The sequence below is a fragment of the Alteromonas sp. ABV4_150 genome, from assembly GCF_056311745.1.
On sequence record NZ_CM149971.1, the window covers coordinates 1,490,023 to 1,508,190 of the forward strand.

Annotated in this window: 20 protein-coding genes; 12 read left to right on the top strand and 8 right to left on the bottom strand. The window is 38.9% G+C overall.

Features of this window, described 5'->3' with window-relative positions; genetic code table 11:
* Positions 1-114 precede the first annotated feature (114 nt).
* On the bottom strand, positions 115-660 hold the full coding sequence (locus ACYX4M_RS06445; RefSeq protein WP_476082355.1) for a hypothetical protein: 546 nt from the start codon (positions 658-660) through the stop codon (positions 115-117).
* A gap of 966 nt (positions 661-1,626) precedes the next feature.
* On the opposite strand from ACYX4M_RS06445, the gene ACYX4M_RS06450 reads away from it, so the two are divergent.
* Entirely contained in the window at positions 1,627-1,995 is a 369-nt protein-coding gene (locus ACYX4M_RS06450; protein WP_476082356.1) for a DUF2442 domain-containing protein, read from the top strand.
* 52 nt (positions 1,996-2,047) lie between these two features.
* Positions 2,048-2,299, top strand: coding sequence for a hypothetical protein (locus ACYX4M_RS06455; protein WP_474372292.1), 252 nt, complete (start codon positions 2,048-2,050; stop codon positions 2,297-2,299).
* 108 nt (positions 2,300-2,407) lie between these two features.
* Here the strand turns inward: ACYX4M_RS06455 and ACYX4M_RS06460 are convergent, their stop codons facing one another.
* From ACYX4M_RS06460 to ACYX4M_RS06475, 4 genes are all read right to left on the bottom strand, one after another.
* The gene (locus tag ACYX4M_RS06460; protein WP_333971141.1) at positions 2,408-2,641 is read right to left on the bottom strand and encodes a hypothetical protein; all 234 of its coding nucleotides are present in this window, start codon (positions 2,639-2,641) and stop codon (positions 2,408-2,410) included.
* 4 nt (positions 2,642-2,645) lie between these two features.
* Complete coding sequence (locus ACYX4M_RS06465) at positions 2,646-3,239, bottom strand: hypothetical protein (protein ID WP_476082357.1); 594 nt, start codon at positions 3,237-3,239, stop codon at positions 2,646-2,648.
* Between the two features lie 91 nt (positions 3,240-3,330).
* Positions 3,331-4,023, bottom strand: coding sequence for a hypothetical protein (locus ACYX4M_RS06470; protein ID WP_476082358.1), 693 nt, complete (start codon positions 4,021-4,023; stop codon positions 3,331-3,333).
* A gap of 103 nt (positions 4,024-4,126) precedes the next feature.
* Positions 4,127-4,561, bottom strand: coding sequence for a hypothetical protein (locus tag ACYX4M_RS06475; RefSeq protein ID WP_476082359.1), 435 nt, complete (start codon positions 4,559-4,561; stop codon positions 4,127-4,129).
* A gap of 371 nt (positions 4,562-4,932) precedes the next feature.
* On the opposite strand from ACYX4M_RS06475, the gene ACYX4M_RS06480 reads away from it, so the two are divergent.
* From ACYX4M_RS06480 to ACYX4M_RS06495, 4 genes are all read left to right on the top strand, one after another.
* Positions 4,933-5,553, top strand: a complete 621-nt coding sequence (locus ACYX4M_RS06480; protein WP_476082360.1) for a hypothetical protein — start codon at positions 4,933-4,935, stop codon at positions 5,551-5,553.
* Positions 5,554-5,785: 232 nt separating this feature from the next.
* Positions 5,786-6,199, top strand: a complete 414-nt coding sequence (locus tag ACYX4M_RS06485; protein ID WP_476082361.1) for a restriction endonuclease — start codon at positions 5,786-5,788, stop codon at positions 6,197-6,199.
* Positions 6,200-6,400: 201 nt separating this feature from the next.
* Entirely contained in the window at positions 6,401-6,547 is a 147-nt protein-coding gene (locus tag ACYX4M_RS06490) for a hypothetical protein (RefSeq protein WP_476082362.1), read from the top strand.
* A gap of 53 nt (positions 6,548-6,600) precedes the next feature.
* Positions 6,601-7,092 carry a hypothetical protein gene (locus tag ACYX4M_RS06495; protein WP_476082363.1) on the top strand — a complete coding sequence of 164 codons (492 nt, stop codon included), beginning with the start codon at positions 6,601-6,603 and terminating at the stop codon, positions 7,090-7,092.
* Between the two features lie 946 nt (positions 7,093-8,038).
* Here the strand turns inward: ACYX4M_RS06495 and ACYX4M_RS06500 are convergent.
* Both ACYX4M_RS06500 and dcm read right to left on the bottom strand, forming a co-directional pair.
* Positions 8,039-8,155: a hypothetical protein gene (locus tag ACYX4M_RS06500; RefSeq protein WP_476082364.1), complete on the bottom strand. Its 117-nt coding sequence runs from the start codon at positions 8,153-8,155 to the stop codon at positions 8,039-8,041.
* 248 nt (positions 8,156-8,403) lie between these two features.
* Positions 8,404-11,340 (bottom strand): DNA (cytosine-5-)-methyltransferase, encoded by a 2,937-nt coding sequence (gene dcm / locus ACYX4M_RS06505; protein WP_476082365.1) that lies wholly within the window; start codon positions 11,338-11,340, stop codon positions 8,404-8,406.
* A 123-nt stretch (positions 11,341-11,463) separates the two neighbouring features.
* On the opposite strand from dcm, the gene ACYX4M_RS06510 reads away from it, so the two are divergent.
* From ACYX4M_RS06510 to ACYX4M_RS06535, 6 genes are all read left to right on the top strand, one after another.
* Positions 11,464-12,960, top strand: a complete 1,497-nt coding sequence (locus ACYX4M_RS06510; RefSeq protein WP_476082366.1) for an McrB family protein — start codon at positions 11,464-11,466, stop codon at positions 12,958-12,960.
* Between the two features lie 2 nt (positions 12,961-12,962).
* Positions 12,963-14,489: a nuclease domain-containing protein gene (locus ACYX4M_RS06515; RefSeq protein WP_476082367.1), complete on the top strand. Its 1,527-nt coding sequence runs from the start codon at positions 12,963-12,965 to the stop codon at positions 14,487-14,489.
* A gap of 241 nt (positions 14,490-14,730) precedes the next feature.
* Positions 14,731-14,928, top strand: coding sequence for a hypothetical protein (locus tag ACYX4M_RS06520; RefSeq protein WP_476082368.1), 198 nt, complete (start codon positions 14,731-14,733; stop codon positions 14,926-14,928).
* A gap of 295 nt (positions 14,929-15,223) precedes the next feature.
* Positions 15,224-15,457: a hypothetical protein gene (locus tag ACYX4M_RS06525; protein ID WP_476082369.1), complete on the top strand. Its 234-nt coding sequence runs from the start codon at positions 15,224-15,226 to the stop codon at positions 15,455-15,457.
* 183 nt (positions 15,458-15,640) lie between these two features.
* Positions 15,641-15,928 carry a hypothetical protein gene (locus ACYX4M_RS06530; protein WP_476082370.1) on the top strand — a complete coding sequence of 96 codons (288 nt, stop codon included), beginning with the start codon at positions 15,641-15,643 and terminating at the stop codon, positions 15,926-15,928.
* A 21-nt stretch (positions 15,929-15,949) separates the two neighbouring features.
* Positions 15,950-16,165: a hypothetical protein gene (locus ACYX4M_RS06535; RefSeq protein ID WP_476082371.1), complete on the top strand. Its 216-nt coding sequence runs from the start codon at positions 15,950-15,952 to the stop codon at positions 16,163-16,165.
* 66 nt (positions 16,166-16,231) lie between these two features.
* On the opposite strand, the gene ACYX4M_RS06540 is transcribed toward ACYX4M_RS06535, so the two are convergent.
* Positions 16,232-18,001 (bottom strand): BCCT family transporter, encoded by a 1,770-nt coding sequence (locus ACYX4M_RS06540; protein WP_476082372.1) that lies wholly within the window; start codon positions 17,999-18,001, stop codon positions 16,232-16,234.
* Positions 18,002-18,168 lie beyond the last annotated feature (167 nt).

Here is an 18,168-nt window from a genome sequence, read left to right on the forward strand (position 1 = left end):
AACTATTACTTGTAATGACGTTTGATAAGATATATTGCACCAATTATTAAGGTGGCTATTGGTAGCAAAAACATAATTTCAGCTGGCATTTTTGTCTCCTTGTAAGTAATAAATTTAAATTAATGTCCAACCAGGATGCACTTCATCCAGATAGCATAAAATAACAGTCTTGGAGCTTTCGCTTAATTCGCTACTTGATGATAATTTTTTTAATTGCTGTACATCACACGTTGAAAGCCACTCCCAATATTTATCAGCAGCCTGCTCGTAACAGGTTTCATAAAGACGTTTCGAATAAGCACAAATCCAGAAGCCTAGCCAAAGATTGAATACCATGGCAATCATTACGATTACCCCCATCGAGAAAGAAAAAGTTTCTGTACAGCTTCGATTAATCTGGGCAATGAAAAATATTTTTACTATTACTAGCAAAAATACTAACATTGGACCAAAAGCCCACCTGGCTTTTAACGGTTTGCCGGTGAAATATGCCTCTACATGGACAATCTTGTCGTTTTGGGTCTTCCGATTTTTATAGTACTCGCCAACTTGCAATTTCTTTTGGTTATCCTGCAAGATGTAATACCAAGCCATCGTTAAAAATAGCAAGATGCCAAAAGATAAAGCGGCAGGCATTAAAGCGTGAATCATACAATCCATATAACCCCTCGAGACACTCTCGCTTTCTATGTTAGTTACACTAACGAGTTAGTACTCTTCTTTACACCACTCAGCAAAACTTATTTTCCTGCTCCTGATATCCTTCGTAATAATAAAAACTAGGGATACCACTACGCAGCCAACTATTACTGCAAAAGACCAGCTGACAGCGCTGCTTAGAGATAAGCTTCGACTCTCCAAGTTCAAAACTAAGCCAGTTGGAACAGCTGCAAAGCATATGATTGAAAAAACTCGAATAAAGCCCTGCAAAAATCTACTCAAACGTCTCGTTCTTTTATTAATATTAGTCAGCGCCCATATAGAAAGTACGTAATAAGCAATCAGACTAATCACAGTTCCCAAATACATATAACCTCCTTTTTGAAGTATCACGAATACACAATATCTGCCAATCTGCAGCCAGCGAAACAAGGCTTTTCAGTTTTATCCCGCTCAGTTCCTTTGGTTTCAATAACCAAGGGAAGTAACCTCTGAACTTATTTGTTTCGCTTTACATACCAGCAACCAAAAATCATTAGCCCTAGGGGGAGTAAAAATATTAACTCATCCGGTAACATAGTCTTCTCCAGCAGCCGACTTCCAGTATTAGACCTTAAGAAAAGAGCATCAGGCTATATCGGAAAGTTCTGTTTAACGTCAGGTCAGTTTCTTTCATACAGAATCGTTCTAGTAGTTTTTAACTATTTTCAATACACAAAACAGCTTCAACGCTTCGTATTTTAGAAAGTTAGTGCGATTACTATTGCAACACTGCTTTTTGAAACCGACGGAATAACAAATATGGGAGTTAGTAAAAGAGGCTAAGTATGGACGTAATACAATTATTTGCGCTTATAAGTACGGTCGTTACATTTTTAATTATATACATAGGTTTTTCATGGGTCTCTGGCCTTAGCAAACCTTCGAATAATAAAAGGTAGTTATAAGTACTGGAGTTAAGGCTATATGGAAACTGTTTACATTATTACCTCCATATCATTGTTTGTTGTCGCCTGCGTGACGTTTACTGCACACCTATCCTATCGAGAATTTGAGGTGTCACGTAAGGGCAAAGCAAAGAACTCTCTCTTCATAAAGAGAGCTAACTACATCAGTGGTTATACAATTGAAATTTACTTCAATGACGGTACTGTAAAACGAGTCGACTTCGAAAGATTTCTTAAATCAGCAAAACACCCCGTAACAAGAAGCTACCTCGATTTGAAGAAATTCCAGCAGTTCAGAGTAATCGAAGGAGAACTGGACTGGAATGACCTCGACCTATGCATCCCGTTACACCAGTTATACTCAGGAAAAGTGAGGCACAAAGAATAGATACCAGCTTCAAACCTGTAAGAGAATTTTAACCTAGAAAAAGGCTAATCCTATGACCACCGTCGTCCAGTTTCCGCGTTACAAGGAAGCAGACCAACTACTTGCCGAACATGAGTTGCCAGAAAAGATACCGAACCTTGAACTAAAACGGGATATCGCTGATGCAATTTCTTTATTCAGACGCAAACATGGCTTTTTTCCTAAGAAAGCTTTTCTACCCATGCTTAAACTACTCGAAGAGCATTGGGCGCCCAGCGATATACTATTTGCACTGGACCCCGCTTTTTTCGAACGCCCCATTTAAAATGGTTAAACACCAACACCGGTATACTGCTCCCAACGTTTGTTGATAATGCGTAAAACCATTTATTTCAATGAGTAAAAACCAAAGAAATAGGTATACACACTTTTTTCACTCAATTTCCAATACACCGGCATCTATATAAAGCTGTATATCTGCGTTACTGGCTGACACCCAGTCTTTTATATTATCCTCGGACAGCCCTACTCCACAGTGCTTACAAGGAATAAAGTCACAATGTTGATAGTCAGGAAGAGCGACTGTTTCCTTGCTACAGGATGGACAGCTAAGCAACGCAATCAAAGTGTCCGAATTTAACTCAGCTAATTTGTCATCAAATATCATGTTATCACCAGTTATCATCAAAAGAGCTAAAGCTGTCTGAACTATCGAACGAATCAAAAGTGTCAGTGGTATCAAAAGAATCAATCGAACCGGCATCATCAAACGTATCAAGGGAAACACTTTCGCTCGCATTGTCATGCCCATAAGTATTGCCAGCAGCATCAAAGCCCCCGCTCATCGGTAGCCCGGTTGCCGGATTAAACGTTAGATCCTCTGACACGCTGCTATCAGTAGATCCAGCGCTTCCAAATGGATTACCGGCGCTATCGACGCCACCGAACATTGGTAACCCGGTAGCTGGGTTTATACTTGTATCATCGTCGAAGAAGGATGCATTCCTGTCAGCATGGTCGTCAGATGCCAAGGCTGTGGCTGCGGTAACTAAACCGATACCTGCGGCTGTCTTTGCAATTCCCTCTTTTTCCGAATCAAGGATATATTTTGGCTTATAGACTGGAAGTGATGGCTTTACGTGCCCACGATTATCAGTAAAAAATCCTTTTTCATTTCTTTTCGCGCCTCTGTAATCATCGTTTGAGTCGGCGTTGCTTACTCCGAAGTAGATAATGGCGATCGGTATTCCCAGAAGAGCAAGCATTCCCAGAGGAACGTTACCATTACTAAAACTGAGAATAGATATAAGTACTAGAGAAAATTTCGTTATGGTTGCTTTTAACATTGTAGTGTCCTTACTTTACTGTGTACTTTGGAGCTGAGAAATAAAATTTGTTTTTTACACGCTTACCGCGTTCGTTTAAAACGGGCTGCGGGACGAGTTGTTCTGTGATTTTTGACGGCAAAAGGCTACTGATCGCAGCTTTAAACTGTGTTTTATCTTTACTTTCTGTCAACCCGCCAAGGTACCCGCCGAGACCAGACAAGTGACCATTTTCTATTCGCGTGGCCAACTCCTCTTCGTTCTCTCCCAGAAGTGTTCGCATAGCTGCGGGCGGTAATTCGGCTTTGAAGAAGTGATATGCCTCAATAGCAGAACCAAATACCGGTAAAACTCGACCGACTAACAAAGACGCATAACAAGTGGCCTTAAGCAGCCCAAGTTCGTCAGAGGGAAATCTGGCTGCTGTACCATTAAGCTTCAGCCACGCCCAAAGGTAAGTCGCCTCCCTTACTTTAAGTGGCACTGACAAAACTTTGCTGACGTCATCGGTTGAAAAATCGATTCTGAATTTTTTGCGCGTTGTTGAACTCGCTTGGTTTGCCGACAAGTGAATGGTTATTTCAGTAAGAGTTACTGCATTCTGATTGTCACTGTTTCCATTATCAGGACCGCAACCCCAGTTCAGATAGGTATTGCGGGGGCCCAACATCAGTGCGTTGTGACTATCCATTTTATAAGATGTAAGTTGTTGTGAGCCTTGCATATTTCCTCCTGTTTTCGAAAGGCTCACAAGGTTTATAAGGTTTTAAAAACGAAAAGCAAACACTTTTTTTTATTTTTTTAAGAATATTTTCGGCGTTGGTTTGTTACCTCTCGCTTTTATCAAGAACCTTAAACAGCATGTTGTCGATAATACTCAGTGGGTCGACCTCTTTAGTTTTACCATCTCGCTCTACCACTACAGATGTACCGTGGTAGACGGCTGTAGCGATAACTTCCCGTGAAGCCATTACGCACGAAAGCTCAGCTATATAGTTTAAAAATGCGTCAATATTCTTGTTTTGGTCTGGAGCAGGTGTGATTAGGTCGCAATAAGATTTCACCGGTACAATAGAAAACTCTACCGGTGTTCCTGGCGGCAGCGGGCTGTCCAGATAATAGCCAATGTACCTGGAACAAGGCAGACTGATTAACCGAATCCCATCCTCATCAACCCGGCATGAAAATGAATGCAGGTAGACCTCATGTCTATCCTTATGAATTTTAAGGTTTTTAAGTGGCGTCAGAGTGCTTAAAGTCATACGTATCCGTTTTCAATTGATTAGCGAAGATTACAGCCTGATGACTAGTCATCAGATTTTGTTGTTCCAATAAATTCCTTCATTTAAGTGCGTCTTTAGCACATTGTTCAATTCTCCGGTTGATGCAGGGGTAGAATACAAGACCAAGTATAAAAAGAGCCAGCAGCACCAGCATGGCCAAAGTAAAAGGAGTCATTCTCTTTCTCTTAGATATGGCTATGTCTACATAGCATATAGCTCAATATTAAGGCTGTTACTAATCAGAACTTTCTGACTAATCATGCGACTATTTATGTCACGGTAAACCATTAATAATTCTTAGTATAAAGCTGCTAACATTGACTGATGACTAGTCATAGGAACAGCAAACAATGGATACACCTTCTCGCAAAGAGCAGTTACGTATAGCGAAAAGAAAACAACGGGCAGCTTTAAAGAATAGTAAGAAACAAATTGCAATTCACTTGAGCAATGAGGCGTATGCTAAGTTAAAAGAACTTAGCGGTGATTCATCTACTTACGCAGAAGTTTTTGAGAATTTACTCCTTAATCAAGAAAATGAGCGTAGCGGAGGTGTAAGAGGTGGAAATACTGACAGTCAAAACCAAACAATCTCTCTTAAAGAGCTCTTATATGATCATGAAGGTGCGATTACATTGGACATAACTCGTGAAGATCTCATGCCATTTTTAACGGATTCTGAATTTGGCAGTCTTTGTCTTCTTGTATACTCAGATGAACCGATTTTCGAAGGTTTAAGCAGACATATAATTGAAGAATGGCATAACTATCATCGTCAATTCTTCAATTATCTAGATATGTTTTTCCACAACGTATACTTCGAGTCTCTCATGTATATAGCAAAACGATTTCCAGGCATTATTCAGTTCGATGAAGAAGCACTTCTCAGTCTGCTAAAAACTGAAGCTGATACATTCATTAATATTCTGGATAAAAAATGGGCATCGTGGGCGGCTCTGCCGCTTGAGTAAAAATTCATAGAAATTATGCGCTGTACAACCGGAAGTTTCCAGTTTGGGACTTTATGCCTTCGCTCGTTAAAGTAAATAACTCACACAAAGAGGACATTGAAAAATGAAAGAAGTTATCCAACAAACAGAAACAATAGATAAACCCGTATATTCTGCATTCACTCGAGCCTGCTACCCGCTGATGAATCTCTGCAAAAGGTATCATTCCCAACGAGTCAGTAGGGCGGAGCTAATGGAGTTTGCTGCATGGGTAGAAGGGCTGGGGCAATTGAGGTTCCGTGACGAGATTGTACTTTTTCTGAGCGAGCTTGGCTATCAGCTGGAAGCCTCATCCGACAACCACACTGACATTAACGCCGTTCGGGATGGCGAGAAAATTTATATTCGTGTTATTCAAGATGCTGAAAGCGTGCTCCTCGAAGAGCACGGCCCTGACGAAATCTTTGTAGCAGATTTTGGGCGGACAGTTGCTGACTCAGAAGCAACTGTCGGTATTCTTGTATCTGTCGGTAGAATCACTCTTTCGGCACGGGCATTTACGCTCCGTCATAATCTTTTCAGCTTATGTCTTTACGACCTGTATAAGTGCATCTATGCAAATCGGGAAAAGTACGATGAAAAGATGATTGAGCAGCTTTGCGCATGAAGAAATTTATTCTGACAATTTGCCTCATCTCTGTTGTGTTTTTTGTTGCTGTAGGTTTTCCTGAGCAGAGATTCACCCTGACGGTTCTGAGCACACTCGCTGTCGCGCTAACGGTGTCTTACCTGCTGGCGAAAAACTATATTCAAAAGCAGTTTTCGAACCTAGATGAAAGGAAGCAGGATATATGAATGTGGAATTGCTTTGGCTACTACCGGCTCTGCTTATGACGCTGGCTATCATCTACATCATAAGACGCAACAAGTAACAAGCTGTCGATTAGGTAGTCATGTTGGTGTGAATGCAGATGGCTATTACTACTGCATTGGTAAACCTCAATCGCTACCATAATCCGGCATCAAATTGAATAACGAACTGTAATGGACTGACGACAGGTAAATAGCATGCCAAAACCTTTTCTAGTTGCAATCATTTCATTGTTACTTATATGTATTCTGCTTTTAAGAGCTGCATTTTTAATTGAAGATAATAGTAAACTGTTAGCAGAGGTTTCACTCGAAAAAATCGCTGAAGATGCAGAGGGCTTGGCAGACTTTGACCGCGATTACTTAACTCTAAATATAAGAAAATGCAGTCAAAGTGCAGCGTATGATGTCTTCTACAACCAACTACACTTCAGAAAATTTAACAGAGAGTCCGAATTAATCATCTCAGAAACAGATAAAATACAGAAAAAATGTCTGCGTAATTACGTTCTAAATGCCCCTACCTCTCAGGAAGCTCGCTCTCGAAATGCAAAGTTAGCGCAACATGCGCTTGCCCCTTACACGACCGATGAGATGAGTCGGATGTTGTCTGACGCTGTTACTGATAACTACGCAAACACGTCAGACGCCTTAAATGCTAAAGATAAGCATTCTGAGAAACTACTTTAGGATTGCAGTTATGAAAAAAATTGTAGCCTGCATGGCAACCGCGTTTTTTATCAACATAGTTCTTATTATTGCTTCTTTTTTGGAGAGTAATAGCACAAGTCAGTTCCTTAGGCTTGCCGTTATTTTAAACAGTGTAGGGTTTGTACTGAGTGTGACTAGGCTATTCTTGGACAAGCAACGATGACGCAATAGCACACGAAGAAAGAAACGCTGGCTTGTTAAAAAGCAGGCCACGATAACGCAATTTTAAAAAAAAGCTATGTAAAAACTATTATTCACCAAAACTGAAAAGATAAGAGGGTAAAATGACATTCATAACCACAATAATTATCACACTACTCATAATTGTTGCTCTCATCCCGGTCTGGAAAGGCGTTTACAAGACAATTTAGCGTCTGGGAAAACATAAATCTTCGAAACGGAAATAGTTTTTATCTGCATGTCCATTGATAGCTCAGCTTTTTTTAGCTTTTTACATATTTGATATTGACCACTTAGTAAACCCCGAAATTCGTGCCAATCTTAATGAGCCATTCGACACAATTTTTATCATGTCACCTATCATTTACGCTGTTTTTCTAATATGTAACCTTATGTTTTTCATTCTTAAATATCCTGAGCTTCTTTAGCTCAGTCTGGGCTTTTGGACAATTTTTCAGTTAATTTGAATCTAGGTCTGGATTTTTGAATTTGAAGAATTTCGAAAACAAACAGAGGCACAGTACTCCAACTCGTGATATGGGTGTGTCAGCAACTCCATTTCTTGTCAATTTGGCATTGATACTTTTTGTATTTCTACCCAAAGAGACGTTACTTCCCGTTTGGTTAATTCCGTATGTGGGTTTTACTCTTTTTATAACGACTATTTTCACTATCGGCTATTTTTTTACCACCACCCCGATATTTTCTGATTCTATATGGATGCTGTAAGCTCACGATACTCTTGCTATGCGAAACTGTCAGTCATGCCGCTGACATAATCAATCAAAAGCCTTGCACGATAATATAGTCTACGCTTCTCCTCTTCCTCGGAGAGTTCACCTTTTTCCAGCAAAGATTTCACAGACTATGTCACTACGTTAATAATTGCAAAAAGCTCTTTGATTAACTCAAACTTTCTAGCGACAGAATTAGTACGTACAATAACTATTATCAATGGCTAAAGACAATTAGTTTTTCTTCCTAGTACTAGAAAGCCACTCTTGATAAAGTATAGCGAAATATGAGCGGAGCCGGTTAATTGCCTAAAATATTGGCAATTAACCGAAAGAGAATAAGTCAACAGTGACTTTCTACTTAGTATTAGAATTACTAGCAATTAGTGACTTTATAATCTGTACTATCCTTCTTTGCTATCTGGCACTCGACCTTTTCAGCAGCGAGTATTTTTAATGCAATTTTTTCGGCCAATAATGGTGATACGGCATTACCAATCTGTTTGCCAATTGTTGTAATACCCCCATGGAAAACAAAATCGTCGGGGAAAGATTGAATCCTTGCAGCCTCCCTCGGTGTGATTGTTCTATCTGCCTCAGGGTGCACTATTCTTCCTACGGAAGGGGTATTGATTCTTGTAGTAAGTGTGTAAGCTGGCTTTTCCTTTTCCATTCTGCCCCAAGAACCACTGTGAACTGACTTTGTTCGCATATGATCTGGCAAGTCAGTTTGTTTTTTCCCACTGTTAATCATCTTTAGCTTATCAATTGTTTCCTGACTATGGAGTGAAGCTTTATGGTTATAGATTACGTTTTGGCGATGCGCCCCTAAGATTCTTTGAAACTCTGAATAATTTGGGTGGTATTCTTTAACGATTAAATCTGCTCCTTCTGCACTTTTAATCTGAGGAAGATCGCTTATTGCGTCCCAAACCGATACATAGTTATTAGGACTATGCGAAGGCTCTGGAATAAGATTTGACGGGTTAATTGACTTACAAGTACCAAAGAAAAATGCTCGTTTCCTTAATTGAGGTACGCCATAGTCAGCCGCAATCAACACCTTAGAATCAAGTTTGTATCCAATATTATTAAAAAGTCGGTATATCTCGTCTTTAACGCGCCCATTGTCGTAATTTAAGATACCTTCTACATTTTCAATTATAAAATACGAAGGCTTAATATCTCTAACAAATCTAAAAAACTCCATGAAGAGCTCATTTCGCTCATCAAACTTTCCTCCAAAGCTTTTCCTTATTCTGTTTCCAGACATCGAAAAGCCTTGGCAAGGAGGGCCTCCGATAATAACGTCACACGAAACATTTTTAGCTTCAAAGTCCTTTAATACTGTTCGCGTGTCAAGTTCACGAATATCAACATTGTGCATGGCAACATTAGAATGGTTCTGTATGTAAGTTTTTGCTATATCTTCGTCAAACTCAACAGCTGATGCGACGGTAAATCCAGCTTTTTGAAAACCTACTGAAAAGCCACCTGCTCCAGAAAATAAATCTAGTACTCCTAAAGCTTTATTACACAAAGTCATTTTATTCTTCCAATAATAATCACTTCCGTCTGAATAGTAAGTAAACTCTTTATTCAGTAGAACCTCCAAATCTATTATTTTATTATCTTTGTCAATGAATGCATGGTTTGAAATAATTTGCGGTATTAAATATTCATAAAGCTCTGCTGCACTGCTTTTCCCTTTTTCCTTTAAAAATTCAAAAGCTAAATTTTTAATCAAGTTATACGCGCCGCTGTGATGTTTAAACTGCTTTTCAAATGGCTTTGAAACTTTCATAAAGTTGTAAATAAAATCACCTTTTAAAGTATTGTTTTTATTTATACCTTGTGTACCAGACGAAACAGCCTGCGGCTGCATAACCACATTCACAAGTTGGAAGCCGTTTTTTAATAACGGTTCTATGACAGCCTTCCAAACTTTAAGGTCTCTATTATGAAAAGAAAACGATAGGTACTTTCCTTTCTTCAGCACTCGGTTTAGCTCTCTAAAAACACCATCCATACCGTTTTCAAAACTTTCAATTCTTTTTTCTCTGAACGAATCAATAATTATTTCATTGTGGTAATCGGGATCAAATCCTAACCATGAATTCCATAAATGGCTAAGCCCTAAGTAAGCTATACTTTCTCCATAAGGGGGATCAGTCCAAATATAATCAATAGATTCATCGTCAATTTGTGATAAACACTTAGAATCTTGATTTAAAGTCGTTACGAATCGGGAGTCTATCTGAGTGGTCTCACTTTTTCCTTTCAAAATCGCTTTGTATCTCAAATTGATGCACTCAAACACATTTCTCTCAGTATGTATTTTAGGTACCCAAAATTTACTAATTACCCAACCAGACTTATATGAAGCTGTTTTAACATCACCCGGTAACATTCTGGAACAATTGGGGAGCGCGGACGAAAACACAAACAGCAATAAATTCTTAATCGAAGAATCTATTACTTGATTAATCTGATAGAGAAAGGATGAGAGTACAACCAGCGCGCGCTTGGTGAACAGTTCGTCGATTCTTTCATTCCCGCTACGCTTTACATATTGTAAAACTCTATCCGCCGGAAAAGATTTTTCGTCCACTAAATGCGCAAAACTGTCTTCTATTTTTCGGTACAAGCTATGATCCGCATTCGTCGGATCTTTAATTACCTTTTTGCAAGTTGGACAATTTAATCTAATTGAAGCAATCGCGCTGCCTTGCCAAACAAGCGAAGAAAACTCAACAGTTGCGTCACAATGGGGGCATTGCGAGTAATATAAATCTTTATATTGTGAATATACTTTTGAATAAATAGTTTCAAAGATAACTTTGAACTCTGCAATATTTACTTTATTTATAGTGTTATCGACTATAAATTTACTCATAGGATTTAGATCAACCCCAATTACTTCTCGCTCAAGCTTTGCTGATTCAATAACGGTAACTCCACTCCCCATGAATGGATCCAAGACTCTATCGCCTTTCTTCGTATGAGCAGCAATGTACTCTGCTACAACATTATGAGGTTTTCTTCCCCAATATTTATGCATTAGGTAATGCGCAGGGTGCGCTTTAGGCTCTATCGCTTTTGTAATAGGAATAGTATATCGACTTTGGCCTAGCTCTTTTTCAAGTGTACTTTTTAATCCCATGATTTCTTCTTTGCAATACATTCGATGATTTCGCTCATTTCTGAGAGAGGTTATTTTTTGATCTGATTCCCATCTCTTAATAGTGGCTGGAGAAAGGCCCAATATTTCTGCTACTTCGCTGGTTTTAATCAAGGCTTTTCGATTTTTCATGAGTATTACCCTATCTTTTAAGCGCTCATTATATTGTACACTTGGAAGCCTAACAAATACTAGCTAAATGTCTGTTATTACTTGATAATGTACGTAACTTATGAAGGCAAAAAAGAATTTAGTATGGACATTCAAGAATATTGTTTAGCGAAGAGCTTTTATTTTGATGACGAGACATTATATAACTTTCACTGCTGTCTCCAAACTAAGCCATTTACTATCCTCTATGGTCCCTCAGGAACTGGTAAATCCAAGATAGCTGAACTATATGCAGATTATATATGCAGTGAGCAGGGTCTTGATGTAAAAAACCAAACTTGTTTCGTGCCCGTTCGACCAAACTGGACTTCGCCATCAGATTTGATGGGATTCTATGATTATTTAAATGACTGTTTCATCGAGTCTGCTTTTTATTCATTTCTAAAAATAGCTGAGCTCAATCAGGACAAGCCTTATTTTCTGATATTGGACGAAATGAACTTGTCGGTAGTAGAGCATTACTTCTCGGACTTTTTGTCATGTTTAGAAAGCAGAAGGGAAGAAGGCGGTATTAATCATAAGTTAGATGGCTGGAAAACAAAAATTTCAAGCCAGCATTATACTACATTAAGCCAAGCCGCTATTTTTGCATTCTTAGATTCTGTGGAAAAACAAGAGCTAGAGCTAAACGCTCCTTTTCCCCTTAAAAGGTTGAGGGATCATCCTATTGTTCTGGAATGGAAGGATAACAATTATACAGGAAAAGATACCAGTTGGACCCCGCAATTTCGAACAGAGTTCAATCAAAAAAACGATAAACGCAATAATACAAGGTTAGCGGGAAAATTTTTCGAGGAAGTTTCTTCTGGAGTTTATAAGTTTAGGACCACGCAGAAATACTCAATCAGCGAACTTTCATCTGATATCGTCGAAAAATTACTAAACCAGCAGATTAAAATACGTCAACAAAAATTAGAAATCTACAAAAACAAAAATGGTACTGAATCTAAAGAAATTCCTTTGAATCTATATATTATTGGCACTATTAACATGGACGAATCAACACATCCTCTTAGCAGCAAGGTGCTAGACAGAGCAAATACTATAGAAATGAATAATGTCTCAAAAGATATATTGCAAAAACAGTTAGCCCAATCTGGCCATTTAAAAATTTCTAATATTGATACAAGTTTTTCTACAATAAAATCGATTCCGACACTCCACAGTATCAGGCATTTAAATAGTTATGCACCTGATTTAGTTGATTTAATTTACTCTGTAAATGATAAGCTGATTCAGTACAGAACTAATATGGGACACCGTTCTATCTTTGAAATGGCTCATTATATAAACAACTATGTCGAGCCGTTAAATTTCTCCAAAAGAAGTGAATTTGCGATACAAGCACTCGATTTTCAGTTTTGTCAAAAGTTAGTGCCTAAACTGATGGGAGCAGACCAAAGAATAGAGAAAAGTATACAACACACAATAGATCAGTTGACATATGGCGAAGTACATGCAGTAACTGATATTTTACAGGAAGATATGAGCCAACATAAGTTTCCAACGACTTTAAAAAAATTACAGAGAATGTACCAGTATTATGACCAAAACGGTTTTGTAAACTTTGCAAATGTTTGACTATGAAAATTGACCTTTTTGAATTAAAAACCAACGCAAAAGTAGAGTGCTTTGATGATGAATTTATTATTGAAGAAAACTTTGTTTATAGGGCTATTTGTACAGAAGGCGAGTTTAATACCAACGAACGAAAAAAAGGCGTTCAGTATGTCACCAATCAAGCAGCACTAATATCGTTTACTAACAAAGTTGGCCATATCGAAATAGAAAATATCAAGTTTCGAATTCGCTCAAAACTAGGAGATGATTTTTTTGATAAAATCAAGTTGAAAATTTATGAAATTGAGAAATACTTACTAATATCAGAAAATGGAATTTCGGATAGCTTAGCTTTGTCACAAGGGCAATATTTTGAAGATATCGCGCTTTCATTGTTTTTGGAATCATGGAAAAAAGGTAACACCAAAAAATCGCTTAGAGTAATTTTTAATGACCCAAATGTTGGTTTTGTTGACCTTCCTCGTAACAAAGATCTAACTAAGGGCGCTGTTATAGATGAACTTGACTTTCAGTATTTAACAAATACAAATTCTTCATTAATTAAATTTAATGATAAAAATTTACCAAAAGTTTTTACTTCACCTTGTCGCTTACAAACACATAATATTGTCGAAATGAAATTTGTTAAGTTCTTTTTGTTTTTTTGTATAAATTTACTGCGAAGACGTATTGGACGACTGACAAAAATCATAGAAGTGATTGACGAAAAAATAAACAACTTAAAAGCCAAACATACTGAAGGTATAACTAATGATATCAATAAATTAGAGCTAGAAAGAACTGGAGTTTATGAAAATATCAATGAAGTGCGTAATATAAAATTAAAGTTAAATTCGTTTATTAAAAATCCAGTTTTAAAAAATGTAAAACCATCTCATAACTTTGACTTCACTTCCTTAAAAATTCATAACAATTTTCACCTCAAAGGTTTGTTAAATTTATACCTGCGAATGCGGCGATCTTTTGAAGCATTTTCTTCAAATGACTCTGTATATTTAGATATGGACTCATTCGAACACTTATATGAGTACTACTGTTTAATTAAATTGCTAGAAGACTTTGAAGTCAGCAAGGAATCCATAAGGTCGTTAATTACAAAAGACAATTTTGGATGGATAATAGATAAGTCAAAGCCAATATCTTTAGGAAAATATAAGGAAAAAAACCTAACTCTATATTTTAAAAAGAGTTTTTCTAAAGGAATTGGATCTTTTTCTCAAAGGTATGATCCTGACTACACTATAGCATTCTGGCAACCAGGAACTAAGCCACAATACTTTCACTTGGACGCCAAGTATAAAACGTATAATGGTGTAGCTAAGAAGGAGGACATTGATAAAATGCACACCTATACACATGCCATAAAATACACCTTAGGATCAGTTGTACTTTTTCCAGGGAGTAGAAATGAACTTTATAAGTGTAATGATTCTGTAGTTGGGGCGCTTTACTGCACCCCATTGGCTTCAGAGAATATAAAATCGGAACTCTTTTCTAATTACTTTCCATTACTAGAATTACAGTCTTAGTTATCAACTTTATGGATACGTACATATATTCGAATGCTTATAAAGTAACTTAAAGTTTTTCCTCTTACAAAGAACTCTTCTATGAGTTTCACATAAGTGTGCGCTCCTAAAGCTTTGACAAAGAACACTGAACTAATGAATTAATTAATTTGTACGTTATAAATGCAATAACTGGACTATAGTTTAGCTTTTTTTTATTAAATTTCTCTGTAACCTGTCAAAAAACGATGAGGGACAATGAATGATAACAATAAGGCCAAATGCATCGCTGACCGAATTAAAATGGTTAATTCATCAAGAAAACTTGAAAGAAACACAAGTTGAAGTTCTTTTGTCTAACCTTCTCGCGTTAAGCGACGGAGAAAGTAAGACCTTCTGCATTCCCATTGATGATGTTAAGGTCACAATTCAAACAGCTATTAAACTCTTACAAGAATAAACTTAAGGTAAGCGTCCGGTAATCCCACCTAGCGCTTAGCAAACAACCATGGTAGCAGTTGCTCAACACCGACGTTAGGCTTGCTCAGTTCATCAAGACAAGCCATCACATACTCGAACACATTGAGGTCGTTGTGTCCACTTCCCTTTTAATGAGACACTGGCAAAGCAGATAAAAGTTAGATTATTAATGTAAGGCATACTAGTTTCATAACTTTTGTTTACGTACTTTTCGCAATAAGTTATTACTTCTCTTCGGTAAATCAAGCTTAGGTGATGATTTAATGAAATTTTAGGTGTCGCGACTGTCACAACCTCAAAAAATAGTGGAATTTTTGAAGGCAAAGCTGTTTCAAAAGTTCAATGCTAGACAAATAGCTAAGCAAATAGTCGACTCGTACCCAGAAGATTATAGCGACAAAAGGCAGAATCCTAGGTTTGTTGATGATAGAGCCTTTATGTCTCAAGTTGTTGCAGAGATTGGTTCACAAAAAGATCAGATAGTGAAAAGCGATGCGCACGTATTCTGACAGGACAAGCCACGTCCAAGGGTCTATTGGTATAATCCTGAAAAAACGGTTGGTCAGATAAAGACTGAAACAGACGAAATTGATGAGGATAGCGACGAGGTTGCAACAATACCTGAAGCAATAACGTTTGCTGAACGCGATCTCTATCCGATACTAATTGACTACTTGAAGACAGAATTAAATTTGTACTGCCAAAAAATCGATGAAAAGCGTTCAAAAAACTCACGTGGAAATGGCGGCAATCATTGGTTGCACCCAGATATCGTAGCTATGCAGCCCGTTGATAAAGAATGGAACGAACTTATTCGAAGTCGTGTGAAGCAAGGGGCAGGGCAAAGTGTTCGTTTGTGGTCTTTCGAAGTAAAAAAAGAGTTAACCAACTCCAATGTTAGGAAAAGTTTCTTCCAAGCAGTGAGTAACTCAAGTTGGGCTAATGAGGGTTATCTAGTTGCAACGTCTATTTCAGACTGAAGTGCTGAACAAGAGTTAAGAATGCTTTCTGCCTTGCATGGAATTAGCGTTATTCTCTTAAATAACGAGAACCCAAGTGAGAGTGAAATGATGCTTCCTGCAAAGGCTAGAGCTGACGTTGACTGGCAGTCAGTAAACCGAATATTAGTCGAAAACTCTGACTTCAAGGATTACATACGGCTCGTTTCTACTTATTACCAAACCGGTAGGGTACGAGCTAGAGATTGGAATAAATAAGAGCGCCACCTTTTGGCAGCGCTTTGCTTTATAGCTTAGTCACTATTTGTAAGTTAATCAGTAAACCTACAGCCTCGATGGTTTGCTGTGCGGGTCGCCTTCAATCTGGTCTTTTGGCCCGCGTGGTTTGGGTTTTGCGGCAATAGGCACGTCTTCTTCGGCTTCCTCACTTTCTTCGTCAATGTCCCAACTGCCCTCTTCGCTCCATGGGTCGTCGTCTGGGAACTCGCCTATGTTGATTTCTTTTACCGAATAGTCGGGCTGGTAACGCATGTCATAGTTTGCGGCCCGCACAATAGCAATACACAACATAAAGGCTACGGCTAATAGCGGCACGCCCCCTATTATCGATGCGGTTTGCAGCGTTTCTAACCCGCCCACAAACATAAGCACTATGGGCATGAAAGATAGCGCAAAGGCCCAAAATAAACGGTTCCAACGTAGTGGTTCTTCGTCTACTTCTTTTTGTACTACAGCCGCCAAAATGTATGAAATGGAATCGAACGTGGTGGCGGTAAATATAAGCGCCAGTAGCGTGAATACAGAAATAACTAAGTAGTCGAGCGGCAGCGTATGCAGCATGGCAAAAATAGCCGCTGTTGGGCTTTCTTGGTTCAGTATGGTAACTACGTCTAGTTCACCCGATAGCTGTAAATATAGGCCGTAGTTCCCCATTACCATGAAGAATAAGAAGCAACCCATGGTACCGAAGAACATAGAGCCCGCCACCATAGTACGAATGGTACGGCCCCTTGAAATACGGGCAATAAATAAGCCTACACTTGGCGCGAACACCAGCCACCAAGCCCAGTAGAAAATGGTCCAATCTTGAGGGAAATGGGTGTCTTCAAAGCCGTTGAATTCGGCGAAGGGCTCTAGCCATGTGGCCATTTTAATGATGTTACTCATTACTCGGCCAAGGGCGTCTAAGCCGGTATTGGCCATAAATAGCGTGGGCCCAACAATGAAGATAAATAGCAGTAAGCCAACTGCCAGCCAAAAGTTAATGTCTGACAGCAGCTTAATGCCTTTTTTAAGGCCAACATACGCGCTGTAGCCGAATATGGCGGTACAGGTTATTAGCACCAGCACCTGCGTAGTCAGCGATTTAGGTACACCGAACAGTTCGTGTACCCCTTCGTTTATCATAGGTGCCGCCAAGCCAAGCGTTGTTGCCCCGCCGCCTAACATGCCGAAAATAAAACTGATATCGATAATTTTACCTAGCCAGCCGTGCGCCATTTTCTCGCCAATTACCGGCATTAGGGCTTCGGATATTTTAAGTACGCTGTGGTTACGCACGTAGTAAAAGTAAGCAATAGGTACCGCAGGAATAAGGTAGATAGCCCAGGCTAACGGCCCCCAGTGGAATATACCGTAGGCCGCGGCCCATTTTGCGGCTTCTGGAGTCTCGCCTTCTATATGAAACGGCGGCGCTTGGTAGTAGTACACCCACTCAATCATTGACCAGTATAAGATAGACGCCCCAATGCCGGCGCAAAACAGCATGGCGGCCCAGGATACGGGCGAGAACTCAGGCTTTTCTTCAGGCTCGCCCAGTTTTATTTGGCCGATATCGCTGAACATGATGTACACCATGAAGCCACCTGCGCCTACACCGAGTAAGAGGTATAAAACGCCAAGCTTACTGGTAACAAACTCTTTGGCCGTGGCTACCCACTGTGCGCCTTGGTCGGGCCAAATGATAAGAGGAATGGTGACAGAAAGAAGAAGAATAAGAGAGCCAAAAAACGTAGGCTTATCAATTACGCTAAACGCGGTTTCCTGTTCAGTGCCAGCCTTTGATGAGGCTGCATCTCGGGTATTACTACTCATACACGATCCTTTGTTTTATTTTTATAGACGCCATTATGCTGTACCGCTTTAAACGGGCATTCTTTTAAAATAGTTTAACAGAATAGTGTGAAATGAGGTGGGCAATGATTTTTTAGCGCGCTTGCGCGTTGTTCACAAAGAGTTTTAAAAAAGGATTGTTAACGAAG